General features: G+C 63.4%; 12 protein-coding genes. 9 read left to right on the top strand and 3 right to left on the bottom strand.

Features of this window, described 5'->3' with window-relative positions:
- Positions 1–45: 45 nt before the first annotated feature.
- Both ACZ5RT_RS03135 and ACZ5RT_RS03130 read right to left on the bottom strand, forming a co-directional pair.
- Positions 46–1,800 (bottom strand): N-acyl-D-amino-acid deacylase family protein, encoded by a 1,755-nt coding sequence (locus tag ACZ5RT_RS03135; RefSeq protein ID WP_464453477.1) that lies wholly within the window; start codon positions 1,798–1,800, stop codon positions 46–48.
- A complete protein-coding gene (locus ACZ5RT_RS03130) occupies positions 1,781–2,656 on the bottom strand; it encodes a bile acid:sodium symporter family protein (RefSeq protein WP_464453476.1) in 876 nt (291 codons plus the stop codon). The genes ACZ5RT_RS03135 and ACZ5RT_RS03130 overlap by 20 nt, the downstream gene beginning before the upstream one ends.
- A gap of 336 nt (positions 2,657–2,992) precedes the next feature.
- Here ACZ5RT_RS03130 and asd point away from each other — a divergent pair, with 336 nt between their 5' ends.
- From asd to accD, 7 genes are all read left to right on the top strand, one after another.
- Positions 2,993–4,123: an aspartate-semialdehyde dehydrogenase gene (gene asd / locus ACZ5RT_RS03125; protein ID WP_464453475.1), complete on the top strand. Its 1,131-nt coding sequence runs from the start codon at positions 2,993–2,995 to the stop codon at positions 4,121–4,123.
- 30 nt (positions 4,124–4,153) lie between these two features.
- A complete protein-coding gene (locus ACZ5RT_RS03120) occupies positions 4,154–5,593 on the top strand; it encodes a type IV pilus assembly protein FimV (protein WP_464453474.1) in 1,440 nt (479 codons plus the stop codon).
- Complete coding sequence (gene truA, locus ACZ5RT_RS03115) at positions 5,590–6,375, top strand: tRNA pseudouridine(38-40) synthase TruA (protein WP_422169296.1); 786 nt, start codon at positions 5,590–5,592, stop codon at positions 6,373–6,375. Before ACZ5RT_RS03120 ends, truA begins: the two co-directional genes overlap by 4 nt.
- The gene (locus ACZ5RT_RS03110; RefSeq protein WP_464453473.1) at positions 6,372–7,091 is read left to right on the top strand and encodes a phosphoribosylanthranilate isomerase; all 720 of its coding nucleotides are present in this window, start codon (positions 6,372–6,374) and stop codon (positions 7,089–7,091) included. Before truA ends, ACZ5RT_RS03110 begins: the two co-directional genes overlap by 4 nt.
- Positions 7,092–7,173: 82 nt before the next feature.
- Positions 7,174–8,457 (top strand): tryptophan synthase subunit beta, encoded by a 1,284-nt coding sequence (gene trpB, locus ACZ5RT_RS03105; RefSeq protein WP_464453472.1) that lies wholly within the window; start codon positions 7,174–7,176, stop codon positions 8,455–8,457.
- A gap of 10 nt (positions 8,458–8,467) precedes the next feature.
- Positions 8,468–9,277: a tryptophan synthase subunit alpha gene (gene trpA, locus ACZ5RT_RS03100; RefSeq protein WP_464453471.1), complete on the top strand. Its 810-nt coding sequence runs from the start codon at positions 8,468–8,470 to the stop codon at positions 9,275–9,277.
- Between the two features lie 51 nt (positions 9,278–9,328).
- On the top strand, positions 9,329–10,201 hold the full coding sequence (gene accD, locus ACZ5RT_RS03095) for an acetyl-CoA carboxylase, carboxyltransferase subunit beta (RefSeq protein WP_464453470.1): 873 nt from the start codon (positions 9,329–9,331) through the stop codon (positions 10,199–10,201).
- Between the two features lie 165 nt (positions 10,202–10,366).
- Here accD and ACZ5RT_RS03090 read toward each other — a convergent pair whose 3' ends face one another.
- A complete protein-coding gene (locus ACZ5RT_RS03090; RefSeq protein WP_291926076.1) occupies positions 10,367–10,915 on the bottom strand; it encodes a YggT family protein in 549 nt (182 codons plus the stop codon).
- Positions 10,916–10,948: 33 nt separating this feature from the next.
- Between ACZ5RT_RS03090 and ACZ5RT_RS03085 the strand changes: the two genes are divergently transcribed.
- Both ACZ5RT_RS03085 and lysS read left to right on the top strand, forming a co-directional pair.
- The gene (locus ACZ5RT_RS03085; protein ID WP_464453469.1) at positions 10,949–11,626 is read left to right on the top strand and encodes an LON peptidase substrate-binding domain-containing protein; all 678 of its coding nucleotides are present in this window, start codon (positions 10,949–10,951) and stop codon (positions 11,624–11,626) included.
- A gap of 83 nt (positions 11,627–11,709) precedes the next feature.
- The gene (gene lysS, locus ACZ5RT_RS03080) at positions 11,710–13,254 is read left to right on the top strand and encodes a lysine--tRNA ligase (protein WP_464453468.1); all 1,545 of its coding nucleotides are present in this window, start codon (positions 11,710–11,712) and stop codon (positions 13,252–13,254) included.
- Positions 13,255–13,314: the final 60 nt, after the last annotated feature.

Below are 13,314 nucleotides of genomic sequence, written 5' to 3'. Positions count from 1 at the left end.
CGAGGGTGGCCGGGCTTTTTTTCGCTCAAAACACCGTGCAGCGGGTCAGTGCTGCCCCATGCGCACCAACCGCCCGGGGCGGGCTTCGGTGATCGCGCCGCCCTGCTGAACCGCCTCACCCGCGACCCAGGTGGCCACATAGCCTTCGGCCTTTTGCACAAAGCGTTTGCCGCCTGCGGGCAAGTCGCGCACCAATCGGGGCAAGCCCACGCTCAGGCGGGCCGGGTCGATGGCATTCAGATCGGCCCGCATGCCTTCGGCAATCACGCCCCGGTCCGTCAAGCCGAGGTATCGCGCATTGCGGCGGGTCAGCATTTCCACCGCGGTTTCGAGCGGGATCGCGTCCCCCCCCCGGTCCCGGACCCAATGGGTGAGCATGAAGGTGGGAAAGCTGGCATCGCACACCGTGCCCACGTGCGCGCCCGCATCGCTCAAGCTGCTGAGCGCCCGGGGATGGTCCAGCATGCGGCGTACCGTGTCGAGCGAGCCTTCGTTGTAGTTGAAGATCGGGAAATAAATCAGCCCCTCACCAGTGCCCGCGCACAGGTGGTCGTAAATCACGGCCAGCGGCGAGACGCCCGCCTGCTTGGCACGCACCAAGAAGCTCTGCATCACCGAGGGCTCGTAATTGAGCGTGTCCTCCAGTGCAAACATGCGCCCGCTGATGAGGTCGATCTTGGCCAGCAGGATGTCCACCAGCGGCGGAATGGCACTGCCATCCCCGGCCAGGCGCTCGGACTTTTCAGACAGGATGCGCGCCTTGCGGGCCGGATCGCGCAAGGCTTCGGCCCGTTGTGCCAGCGGCAGATGGGCCACCTCTTTGTAGGATGGGAACCCCATGAAAGGGTGAAAGCTCGCGTCCAGCCCATTGATCACGCCGATGCCGCGGACAGCGGTTTGCAGGAACAAAGGCAGCCCCGCCTTCACGGCCGCCTCGACCCGCTGCTGGATCTTCAGGTACTGCTCGCCGCCCGGATCGCGCTGCAACCAGGTCAGCGACACATGCTTGCCGCTCGCACGCGCGAGCGCCTCCACACAATCGAACTCGGCATCAAACTGCTCCGGACCGCTGAGCAAGTTGTAATCGCTCACCACCTGGATCACCCCGTGGTTCAGCCCGTCAAAAGCCTGCGCCAGCCCGGTCAACTCGTCGTGGCCCGCATTGGCCGCAGGCGTGTCCTTGCCCTCGGAGGTGCGGTGGTTGTCGCTGCGCCCGGTGCTGAAGCCTGCAGCGCCCGCCTGCAGGGCCTCGCGCAGCAGGGCCTGCATGGCCCGGATGTCGTCGGCATTGGCCTGCTCATGGGCCTGCGCCCGCTCGCCCATCACATACATGCGCAAGGGGTCGTGCGGCACCTGCACCAGGTAGTCCAGGCTGCGCGGCGTGGCTGCCAGCGCGTCCATGTACTGCGGAAAGGTCTCCCAGTTCCAGCGGATGCCTTCGTGCAAAGCCGCGCCCGGGATGTCCTCCACACCTTCCATCAGCTTGATCAAATCATCCTCATGGCCGGGGCGTTTGGGGGCAAAACCCACGCCGCAGTTGCCCATGACCAGGGTGGTCACACCGTGGTAAATGCTGGGGGTGAAGCATTCGTCCCAGGTCACTTGCCCGTCGTAGTGGGTGTGGATGTCCACAAAACCCGGGGTGATCCACAAGCCCGTCGCATCCAGGGTTTGCCGGGCGGGCTCTTCCACCTGGCCCACCGCCACAATGCGGCCGCCGCGCACCCCCACATCGGCCACGCGCGCAGGCGCGCCCGTGCCGTCGACCACGGTGCCGTTTTTAATCAACCAATCGAGCATCTTTTTTTCTCCAATACAGGGCCAGGCCCATGCCGCTCACGATGTGCCAAATGCCCCACAGGCTGGCCAGCGTGACCATGCCCAGATCGCTGCCAAACTGCACCGCGATGATGCCCAGCGCCAGGCCCGAGTTCTGCATGCCGCCTTCGATCATGATGGCCCGGCGGTCCCGCTCGCTCACGCGCATGGCCAGGCTGGTGGCCCAACCCAAGAACAGGCCGCTGGCGTTGTGCATCACCACCAGCAGCAAAGTGGGCAAGAGGCCCAAGGTCAGCAATTGCCGCTCCTTGATGAGCCCCGCCACGATGAACAAAATCAAAGCGCCCACCGCAAAGTGGCCCAGCGGCTTGCGGATACGTTCGGTCAAAGCTGGCAGTCGGTGTGAGAAAACCAAACCCAGCGCCAAGGGGATGCCCAAAAGCGCCACCAGACTCAGCCAGATGCCGGACGGGTCGATCGACAACTGGCGCAACCAGGACGCGGTTTCAGGGTTGGCCGCGATCATCCAGCTGAAGTTGAAGGGCGTGGCAAAGAGCGCGATCACGCTGGCCACAGCCGAGATGCTCACCGACAGCGCGGTGTTGCCCCGCCCCATGTGGGTCACCACATTGCTCAGGCTCCCGCCCGGACAAGCGGCCACCAAAATCATGGCCGCCTCGATGTTGGCGGGCAAATCCAGCGCCAGCGTGGCCAGCCAGGTGCCCACGGGCAACAAGATGAACTGGGGGATCAACCCACACACCACCGCACGGGGGGTTTGGGCCACGCGGCGGAAATCCTCGATCCGCAGCTCCAGTGACACCGAAAACACCATGGTGGCCAGCACCAGGCTCAAAACCAGTTGTTGTGAAGTCATTCGTATGTCCTTTCAAAAAGTATAGACAACGCCAGACCTCTGACCACAAAGGGTTTACGCGCAGGCGTGCCTGCGCGGCGACAACCCGGTGCCCACCTCACCCGTCAGGCCCGCACAAGGCAATCCGGTACAATGCCACCCCATGTTCCACGCCTGCCTGTTCTCCCTGAACCCGATCACTGCCGCTGCAGCGACGGCCGGTGCGCGTGCAATCACCACCAAAACCACGACCATTAAGGGCTGATCCGGCCTGGTTCGTCGTGCGCCCCTCCCGGCCAGACGAGCCGGGCAAACAGTCAGGTCAAACACTGTTTTAAAAACTGAAAGGGCGTTGAAATGAGCAAGTTAGTAGGTTTGGTCGGCTGGCGCGGCATGGTCGGCTCGGTATTGATGGACCGCATGGTTCAGGAAAAAGACTTCGACCTGATCGAACCGGTCTTCTTTTCCACATCCAACGCAGGCGGCAAAGCCCCCGCGATGGCCAAGAACGAAACCACGCTGCAAGACGCCCACAACATCGACGCCCTCAAGCGCTGCGAAATCATCATCACCGCCCAAGGCGGCGACTACACCTCCGAAGTCTTCCCCAAGCTGCGCGCGGCTGGCTGGACTGGCCACTGGATCGACGCGGCTTCGACCCTGCGCATGGAAAAAGACGCGGTCATCATCCTGGACCCGGTGAACATGCCCGTGATCCAAAACGCCCTGGCCCACGGTGGCAAGAACTGGGTGGGCGGCAACTGCACCGTGTCTTGCATGCTGATGGGTGTGGGTGCCCTGTACAAGGCGGGTCTGGTCGAGTGGATGAGCACCCAGACCTACCAAGCGGCCTCCGGTGGCGGCGCACAACACATGCGCGAGCTGCTGACCCAATACGGCACATTGAATGCCGAAGTCAAAGCCCTGCTGGACGACCCCAAGAGCGCCATCCTCGAAATCGACCGCAAGGTGATCGCCAAGCAGCGCGCCTTGACCGGTGCTGAGACCGCCAACTTTGGCGTGCCGCTGGGCGGCTCGCTGATCCCCTGGATCGACAAAGATCTCGGCAACGGCATGTCCAAAGAAGAGTGGAAAGGCATGGCCGAGACCAACAAGATTCTGGGCATGGGCGAGGCTTTTGGCACTTCCGCTGTTCCCGTGGACGGTTTCTGCGTTCGCGTGGGCGCCATGCGCTGCCACAGCCAGGCCCTGACTTTCAAGCTGAAAAAAGACGTGCCCGTGGCCGACATCGAAGCCATGATCGCCGCCGACAACGAATGGGTCAAAGTGGTGCCCAACACCCGCGAAGCCACCATCCGCGACCTGACCCCCGTGGCCGTGACCGGCACCATGACCATCCCGGTGGGCCGTGTGCGCAAGCTGGCCATGGGCCCCGAGTACGTGGGCGCGTTCACCATCGGTGACCAGCTGCTGTGGGGCGCGGCCGAGCCGCTGCGCCGCATGCTGCGCATCCTGCTCGACGCTTGATGCTTGCCCGACCCACGGCCCCCTGACGCCATGTCCAGCACGCGCCGCGCCAAGCCCCGCCCCCCTGCACTGCTCAGGTCTTGGGCAGTGGCCTCGGTGCTGGCCTGCGCCAGCTTGTCTGCCCAAGCCCTGAGCCTGGGCCAGCTTGCCGTGGAATCAGGCTTGGGCCAGCCCCTTCGGGCGGCCGTTGAAATCACGCAATACAAGGTCGAAGACCTGCGCAGGCTTCAAGTGCAACTGGCCGAGCCCGCCCGCTTTGAACAAGCGGGCATGGCGTTTCATCCGGCCCTGAACGGTCTGCAGGTTCGCCTGGAGTTTCGCGGCGACGGCAAGCCTTACATCGCCTTGTCCGGCCAAACGCCCGTCAACGAGCATTTCATCGATGTCATCGTGGAGGCCCAGTGGCCCTCTGGGCGTCTGGCCATGAATTACACACTCTTGGTTTCACCCGTCGGCGCTGCCAAGACCCCCCCCGAAAAAGCCCCGGGTGATGCGCCCATCACTGCCCCGGTGGTCTCTCCGCAAGCCTTGGCCTCCGGCGTGCCGCCCGCGGTCGACAACGGCGCAGCAAAAAACTTCATCACGGTGCAAGCAGGCGACACGGCTTCGAAGTTGGCCTTGCCTCGCCTGTCCCAAGGTGTCTCGCTGGAGCAGATGCTGTTGGCCATGGTGCGGGCCAACCCGGAGGCTTTCATCGAGGGCAATGTGAACCTGTTGCGCGAAGGCGCGCAAGTGCGCCTGCCCCTTGCGCAAGAGGCCGCTGAAATTTCGGCCGAAGAAGCCCGGCAAACCGTGATCGCGCAGACGGTGGACTTTGCGGCCTATGCACGCCGCTTGGCCCAATCCGCGCTGAAAGCCCAGGACAGCCCCAGCCGTGAGATGACCGGCAAACTCGGCCCAGCGCTGCCCGCCACAGCGCCCTCGCCGCCTGAGCGCGATCAACTGATCCTGAGCCAACGCGATGTCACTGTGCGCAGCGCAGAGGCACAACTGGCCATAGAGCGAGAAATCCAGGACAAAACCGAGCAACTGGCTGCGCTGAAAAAGAACCTGGAATCCCTCAAATCCTTGACGGCCGCGACCGATGCCGCAGTGGCCTCGCCCACGGAGACCTCGCCCCTGAAGCCCAGCTTGCCCGCTGCAGTTGCCGAATTACCCGCCACCTCCTGGCTGGACCGGATCCGCCACAGCCCCTCTATGGGCGTGTGGGCGGCGGCACTTTTGGCGGGCATGGCGGCTTGGGTGTGGTGGGCCAGACGCCGCCCCAACCAAGAAGAAGATTTGTTTGGCACGCACCCAACGCCGAGCGCTGCGTGGACACCCACGCAGTCGCAGGACAAGGTCACGACCTTGCCGCCGCTGCCCTCCGGCTTGCCCCCGCAATTTGCCAACCTGGACTTGAACCTGACGCCCGCACCGCACGCCCAAGCCGCGCCACCTGCGCCGTCCCCACAGGGCCCCAAGCCGTGAGACTCGCGCTGGGCATTTGCTATTCGGGCACCCGTTACCAAGGCTGGCAAAGCCAGGCCACGGGCCTGACGATCCAGGACAAGCTCGAAAAAGCCCTGGCGCAATTTGCCGATGTGCCCCGCGTCAGCACCTTGTGCGCAGGCCGCACCGATGCGGGCGTGCATGGCCTCATGCAAGTGGTGCACTTTGACACCGAGATCGAGCGCGACACGCACTCCTGGGTGCGTGGCACCAACCGCTATTTGCCCCCCGACATCGCGGTGCAATGGGCGCAGGTGGTGCCTGAGACCTTCCATTGCCGTGGCAGCGCCACGGGCAGGCGCTACATCTATGTGCTGCTCGACTCCATCGTGCGCCCCAGTCTGGAAGCGGGCCGCGTGGGCTGGGTGTACCGCCCTCTGGCCGAAGCACCCATGCGCGAAGCCAGCCAGCACCTGCTGGGCGAGCACGATTTTTCATCGTTTCGGGCCAGCAGCTGCCAGGCGCTGTCGCCTGTCAAAACACTGCGACACATCCGCATCACCCGGCATGGCGCTTATTGGCGCTTCGAGTTCGAGGGCAACGCCTTTTTGCACCACATGATCCGCAACATCATGGGTTGCCTGGTGACGATCGGCCAGGGTAACCAGTCGCCCGACTGGATGCGTGAGGTGCTGCTGGCCAAAAGCCGCGACGCCGCAGCGCCCACGTTTTCGCCCGACGGTTTGTACTTTGCCGGGCCCATCTACAGTCCCGAGTGGGGCCTGCCCGACACCACGCCCGCTTTTGATTGGTTGCCATGAGCCCCAGCCACACAGCCACCCACGCGCCGACACGCCCCGCCCCGCAACAACGCACGCGCATCAAGATGTGCGGCTTCACCCGCGAGGCCGATGTCTTGGCCGCCTGCGCCGTGGGGGCCGACGCCATTGGTTTTGTGCTGTATCCGCCGAGCCCGCGCAGCGTGAGCCTCGAGCGTGCAGCCGAGCTGGCCCGCCTGCTGCCCGCTTTTGTCCAGCCCGTTTTGCTCTTCGTCAACGAGACGCCCGAACGCATCGCGTCGGCTTGCGCGGCCGTGCCCGGCGCATTGCTGCAGTTTCATGGCGACGAATCGGCCGAATTTTGCGCGGCCATGACCCAGCGCACAGGCCGCCCCCACCTCAAAGCCGCCCGAATCCCCCTGTCCGAGGTCCATGACTTCGACTTGCTAAAATTTGCACACCTTCATCACGCAGCCCAAGCCCTCTTGCTCGACGCCCATGTCGACGGATACGGCGGCGGCGGCAAAACATTCCATTGGTCACGCCTGCCACCAAACGTCAATGCTCACCTCGTTTTGTCTGGTGGACTCACACCTGCAAACGTGGGCGATGGCATTCGTGCGCTGCGCACGCATGGCCTGTCTCTGGCCGTTGACGTGAGCTCGGGCATCGAAGCAGGCAAAGGCCTCAAAGATGCCGACAAGATGCGGCAGTTTGTCCAGGCTGTGCGCACTGCAGACAACGCCGCTCCCCTTTGAATTCAACCCCGGGTCTGTTCGAGCCGCACACGCAACACCCCCTGCGTGGCCAACACCAAACGACCCCAACCGATTGAGCACCATGTACGAGTACCAACAACCCGATGCCAAAGGCCATTTCGGCGTGTATGGCGGCAGTTTCGTCAGCGAAACCCTGACCCACGCCATCAACGAGCTCAAAGCCGCCTACGCCCAGTACCAGCACGACCCGGCCTTCATCGCCGAATTCAAGTCCGAGCTGGCCCACTTTGTGGGCCGCCCCTCGCCCGTCTACCACGCGGCCCGCATGAGCCGCGAGATGGGTGGTGCACAAATCTTCCTGAAGCGCGAAGACCTGAACCACACGGGTGCCCACAAGATCAACAACACCATCGGCCAGGCCATGCTGGCCAAGCGCATGGGCAAGCCGCGCATCATTGCCGAGACCGGCGCGGGCCAGCACGGCGTGGCCACCGCCACCATCTGCGCCCGTTATGGCCTGGAATGCGTGGTTTACATGGGCGCCGAAGACGTCAAACGCCAAAGCCCCAACGTCTACCGCATGAAGCTCCTGGGCGCGACCGTGGTGCCCGTCGAGTCGGGCAGCAAGACGCTCAAGGACGCCCTGAACGAAGCCATGCGCGACTGGGTGGCCAATGTGGACAACACCTTCTACATCATCGGCACCGTGGCAGGACCCCACCCCTACCCCATGATGGTGCGCGACTTCCAGAGCGTGATCGGCGAAGAATGCCTCACGCAAATGCCCGAGATGTTCAAGTCGCTCAAGATGGCCGAAGAGCAGCCCGACGCCGTGATCGCTTGCGTGGGCGGTGGCAGCAACGCCATGGGCATCTTCTACCCCTACATTCCTTACGAGAAAACCCGCCTGATCGGCGTAGAAGCCGCGGGCGAAGGCATGGACACGAACAAACACTCCGCTTCGCTGCAACTGGGCTCGCCCGGCGTGCTGCACGGCAACCGCACCTACATCCTGCAAGACGAAAACGGCCAGATCACCGAGACGCACAGCGTGAGCGCTGGTCTGGACTACCCTGGCGTGGGCCCCGAGCACGCCTTCTTGAAGGACATCGGCCGCGCCGAGTATGTGGGCATCACCGACAAGGAAGCGCTCGACGCCTTCCACTACCTGTGCCGCACCGAAGGCATCATCCCCGCCCTCGAATCGAGCCACGCCGTGGCCTACGCCATGAAACTGGCCAAAACCATGCGCCCGGACCAAAGCATTCTGGTCAACCTGTCAGGCCGTGGCGACAAGGACATCGGCACCGTGGCCGATTTGTCGAACGCCGACTTCTACTGCCGCCCCAGCTGCCAAGGCCAATCGGTCAAAGGTGGCGAGCAGCCTGTGAACTTTGTGAAGTGAAGGCCAGATCATGAGCCGCATCGACGCCACCCTCTCCGCCCTGAAATCCCAGGGCCGCAAAGCCCTGATCCCGTATGTCACGGCAGGCTTTCCCCAAAAAACCACCACCGTGCCCCTGATGCACGCCATGGCCGAGGCCGGGGCCGACATCATCGAGCTGGGGGTGCCGTTTTCCGACCCCTCGGCCGACGGCCCGGTCATCCAAAAGGCCGGTGACAAAGCCCTGGCCTTGGGCATCGGCACCGTGCAGGTGCTGGCCATGGTGCGCGAATTCCGCCAAACCAACACCACCACCCCAGTGGTGCTGATGGGTTACGCCAACCCGGTGGAGCGCTACGACCAAAAACACGGCACCGACAGCTTCATCCGCGACGCATCAAACGCGGGTGTGGACGGCGTGCTGATCGTGGACTACCCGCCCGAAGAATGCGTGGAATTTGCCGCCAAGTTGCGCGCCCACAGCATGGACCTGATCTTTTTGCTGGCCCCCACCAGCACCGACGAGCGCATGCAGCAGGTGGCCCAAGTGGCCAGCGGCTATGTGTATTACGTGTCCCTCAAAGGTGTGACCGGCTCGGGTGCGCTTGACACTGACGCGGTCGAGGCCATGCTGCCGCGCATCCGCCAGCACGTCAGCGTGCCGGTGGGCGTGGGCTTTGGCATCCGCGACGCAGCGACCGCCAAAGCCATCAGCCGCGTGGCCGACGCGGTGGTGATCGGCTCACGCCTGATCCAGCTGATCGACGCGGCCCCGGAAGCCCAAATCAACACCGTGGCATCGGACTTTTTGCGTGGCATCCGCCAGGCCCTGGACGCCTGAACAGGCCTGCCGACGTTTCAACGATAATTCGCCGCACAAGGAGAACCCCTCATGAGTTGGCTCGAAAAACTGCTCCCCCCCAAGATTCAGCACACCGACCCGGCAGATCGCCGCCAGGTGCCTGAAGGCTTGTGGGTCAAGTGCCCCAGCTGCGAGACGGTGCTGTACAAATCCGACCTGGAAGAAAACCAGAACGTCTGCCCCGGCTGCTCGCACCACCTGCGCATCGGCGCACGTGCCCGTCTGAATGCCTTCCTGGACGGCGAAGGCCGCTACGAAATCGGCCAGGAAGTGGTCCCTGTCGATGCCTTGAAGTTCAAGGACAGCCGCAAATACCCCGAGCGCCTGAAAGAAGCCATGAACAACACGGGCGAAACAGACGCCCTGGTGGTCATGGGCGGCGCCGTGCACAACATCGAGGTCGTGGCTGCTTGCTTCGAGTTCGATTTCATGGGCGGCTCGATGGGCTCGGTCGTGGGTGAGCGATTTGTACGCGGCGTGGAGACCGCCATTGCGCAAAAAGTACCTTTTGTTTGCTTCACGGCCACAGGCGGTGCCCGCATGCAAGAAGGCCTGCTCTCGCTGATGCAAATGGCCAAAACCAATGCCGCCCTGACCCGACTGGCGAAAAAAGGCCTGCCCTACATCAGCGTGCTGACCGACCCGACCATGGGTGGCGTGTCGGCCGGTTTCGCCTTTTTGGGTGACGTGGTGATCGCCGAGCCCAAGGCCCTGATTGGCTTTGCTGGCCCCCGCGTGATCGAAAGCACCGTGCGCGTGACCTTGCCCGAAGGCTTCCAGCGGGCAGAGTTTTTGCAAAGCAAGGGCGCGGTGGACTTCATCTGCGACCGCCGCGAACTGCGCAAAACCATCGCCAGCACCCTGGCCATGCTGCAACGCCAGCCGGCAGACGCAGTGAGCTGATCGGCATGGATACCCGCATTCGCGGGTATGACAGAAGCGGCATCATCCCCGACTTGCCTGTCTGGTCACATTCGACTTACCCGCCTCGTCACCCCCGACCAGATCGGGGGTCTAGGCTTCCGGCAGTCATGAATGCCCGCGTGCGCGGGCATGACAGAGGGCTGATCAGTGCATCCAGCTCATCTGCAAGCCCGACAACAACATGCCCACGATCTGCAACAGCACCAACAAGGCCAAGGGCGAGAGGTCGATGCCACCAATCAAGGGCACCACGCGCTGAAATGGGCGCAGGAAAGGGTCACACAAACGCACGGTCAGCGCGTACATGGGTGAGCCCGGGTTGACCCAGGACATGATGGCGAGAACTAACACCAAGGCGCTCAGGGCCGAGACCACCAACTGTGCCAAGCCCACCAGACTGACCAAGGGCAACAAGCCCAAAGACCCCTGCCCACCCGCCAGCAGCCAAAGCAGCAAAAACTGCAGCAACTTGACCAACCAGGCGGCCACCCAACTCGACAAATCCCACTGGGTCCAGGCGGGGATGATCTTGCGCAAGGGCAAAACCAGCCAATCGGTCATGGCAAACACGAAGCGGCCCAGTGGCTGGTGAAAGGAAATGCGCTGCCATTGCATCAAAAACCGCAGCAAACAAGTGCCTGCGACCAAGCCCGCCACCACGTCCAAGACCATACTGACCATCTGGAACCACATCGTTTTTTCTCCTGCTCGTGCGATGATACCCAGATGCCCGATCGCGACACCCCCGCCCCGCAAGCCCCGACCGAATTGCCCCTGTTCCCTCTGGGCACGGTGCTGTTTCCGGGCGCTTTGCTGCCCTTACAGCTGTTTGAGCTGCGCTACCTGCAGATGATTGGCGAATGCGAGCGCCAAGGCACGGGCTTTGGGGTGGTGACGCTCACCCAAGGCCGCGAAGTGCACCGACCCGGCGCAGCGACCGAACAGTTTGAGGCCATGGGCACGCGGGTGCAGATCGAGCGCATCGAACGGCCCCAGCCGGGCCTGGTGATGGTCTGGTGCCGGGGAGTGGAGAAGTTTCGCATCGAAGCCACCCAACAACGCAGCGATGGCCTGTGGTTGGGTCGGGTGGAGCTGCTGCCGCCCGAGCCCGCCGTGCAAGTACCTGAAGACCTGCAGCACCTGTCGGCGCAGATGCACAAGGCCCTGACCCAGCTGAGCGAACAGCCCAGCATGGTGCCACCCTGGAACGAAGCCTGGCGGCTGCAGGACTGCAGCTGGCTGTCCAACCGCTGGGGTGAGCTGCTGCCCTTGCCCCTGCAGATGAAATACCGGCTGTTTGCCCTGCAAGAGCCCTTGATGCGGCTGGAGCTAGTAGGTGACATGGTGGCCCCTGCCGGAGCGACGGAACAACAACCTGTCCAGAAGCCGCCCGCAAACTCTTAAAATAGAGGGCTTTGCGCCCTCGCGCACCCCACAACCCCGGATCGGGCGGCGTCCATGCGCCACGGTCCCCACCGCACCTTGCCATGTCTGACACGACCGCCCCCGCCGCTCCCGCACAAGATGAAAACCAACTGATCGCCGAGCGCCGCGAGAAGCTCAAAGCGATGCGCCAGGCGCAAGCCGATGGCAAGGGCGTGGCCTTCCCCAACGACTTCAAGCCCGAGCACCACGCGGCCAACCTGCACCAGGCCCATGGCGAGAAAGCTGCCGAAGAACTGAACGGCGAAGGCGTGGCCAAAACCACAGCCAAAGTCGCGGGCCGCATGATGCTCAAGCGCGTGATGGGCAAGGCCAGCTTTGCCACGCTGCAAGACGCCACCGGCCGCATCCAGGTGTATGTGACCCGCGACGACGTGGGCGAAGACCTGTACGCCCTGTTCAAACACTGGGACCTGGGCGACATCGTCGGCGTGGAAGGCCATTTGTTCAAGACCCGCACGGGCGAGTTGTCAATCCACGCGACCCGCATCCGCATGCTCACCAAGAGCCTGCGTCCCATGCCCGACAAATTCCACGGGGTGGCCGACCAGGAAGTCAAATACCGCCAGCGCTATGTGGACCTGATGACCGACGAAGCCGCCCGCAAGCGCTTTGTGGCCCGCAGCAAGGCCGTCAGCGGCATCCGCGAGTTCATGGTCAAGCACGGCTTTTTGGAGGTCGAAACGCCCATGCTGCACCCCATCCCCGGTGGTGCCAACGCCAAGCCCTTCATCACGCACCACAACGCGCTGGAGCAAGAAATGTTCTTGCGCATCGCACCCGAGCTGTACCTCAAGCGCCTGCTGGTGGGTGGCTTTGAGCGCGTGTTCGAGATCAACCGCAACTTCCGCAACGAAGGCATCTCGGTGCGCCACAACCCCGAGTTCACCATGATGGAGTTCTACGCGGCCTACTGGAACTACCAGGACCTGATGGGTTTCACCGAAAGCCTGATCCGCGACGCGGCCATGACGGCTGCGGGAACGCTGGCCCTCAGCTACAACGGCAAGCCCGTGGACCTGAGCAAGCCCTTTGCCCGCATGACCATCCGCGAAGCGATCGTGAAGTACACCGAAGCGGGTGACAACGTGGACAACGCCGAGTGGCTGATCAACGCCCTGAAAAAGCTGGGCATGAGCGAAGCCAAGGACAAGCTGTCCACCCGCAGCCTGGCCAGCCTGCAGGTGTTCTATTTCGAGGAAACCGTGGAAGACAAGCTCTGGGAGCCGACCTTCATCATGGAGCACCCGACCGAGATCAGCCCACTGGCCCGCGCCAACGACAGCCGCCCCGAAGTGACCGAGCGCTTTGAGCTCTACATCACGGGCCGCGAGTTCGGCAACGGCTTCAGTGAACTGAACGACGCCGAAGACCAGGCCGCCCGCTTCCATGCCCAAGTGGCCGCCAAAGACGACGGTGACGACGAAGCCATGTACTACGACCACGACTTCGTGCGCGCCCTCGAATACGGCATGCCGCCTGCAGGCGGCTGCGGCATCGGCATCGACCGCCTGATGATGCTGCTGACCGACAGCGCCAGCATCCGCGACGTGATCCTGTTCCCGGCGCTGCGCCACGTGCAGGAATGAGCGGCGCTAGCGCTCCAATAAAAATGGCCCGCTGATGCGGGCCATTTTTTCGAGTTGGTG

It is taken from the genome of Limnohabitans sp. TEGF003 (assembly GCF_055395455.1).
Note: the sequence above shows the minus strand (reverse complement) of the source record. Positions and strands in the feature narration are given on the sequence as shown.

Excerpts from the sequence above, each read along its gene's own strand:
- ACZ5RT_RS03135 (WP_464453477.1), bottom strand. The coding sequence starts at position 1,800 with ATGCTCGATTGGTTGATTAAAAACGGCACCGTGGTCGACGGCACGGGC.
- ACZ5RT_RS03130 (WP_464453476.1), bottom strand. The coding sequence starts at position 2,656 with ATGACTTCACAACAACTGGTTTTGAGCCTGGTGCTGGCCACCATGGTG.
- asd (WP_464453475.1), top strand. The coding sequence starts at position 2,993 with ATGAGCAAGTTAGTAGGTTTGGTCGGCTGGCGCGGCATGGTCGGCTCG.
- ACZ5RT_RS03120 (WP_464453474.1), top strand. The coding sequence starts at position 4,154 with ATGTCCAGCACGCGCCGCGCCAAGCCCCGCCCCCCTGCACTGCTCAGG.
- ACZ5RT_RS03110 (WP_464453473.1), top strand. The coding sequence starts at position 6,372 with ATGAGCCCCAGCCACACAGCCACCCACGCGCCGACACGCCCCGCCCCG.
- trpB (WP_464453472.1), top strand. The coding sequence starts at position 7,174 with ATGTACGAGTACCAACAACCCGATGCCAAAGGCCATTTCGGCGTGTAT.
- trpA (WP_464453471.1), top strand. The coding sequence starts at position 8,468 with ATGAGCCGCATCGACGCCACCCTCTCCGCCCTGAAATCCCAGGGCCGC.
- accD (WP_464453470.1), top strand. The coding sequence starts at position 9,329 with ATGAGTTGGCTCGAAAAACTGCTCCCCCCCAAGATTCAGCACACCGAC.
- ACZ5RT_RS03090 (WP_291926076.1), bottom strand. The coding sequence starts at position 10,915 with ATGTGGTTCCAGATGGTCAGTATGGTCTTGGACGTGGTGGCGGGCTTG.
- ACZ5RT_RS03085 (WP_464453469.1), top strand. The coding sequence starts at position 10,949 with ATGCCCGATCGCGACACCCCCGCCCCGCAAGCCCCGACCGAATTGCCC.
- lysS (WP_464453468.1), top strand. The coding sequence starts at position 11,710 with ATGTCTGACACGACCGCCCCCGCCGCTCCCGCACAAGATGAAAACCAA.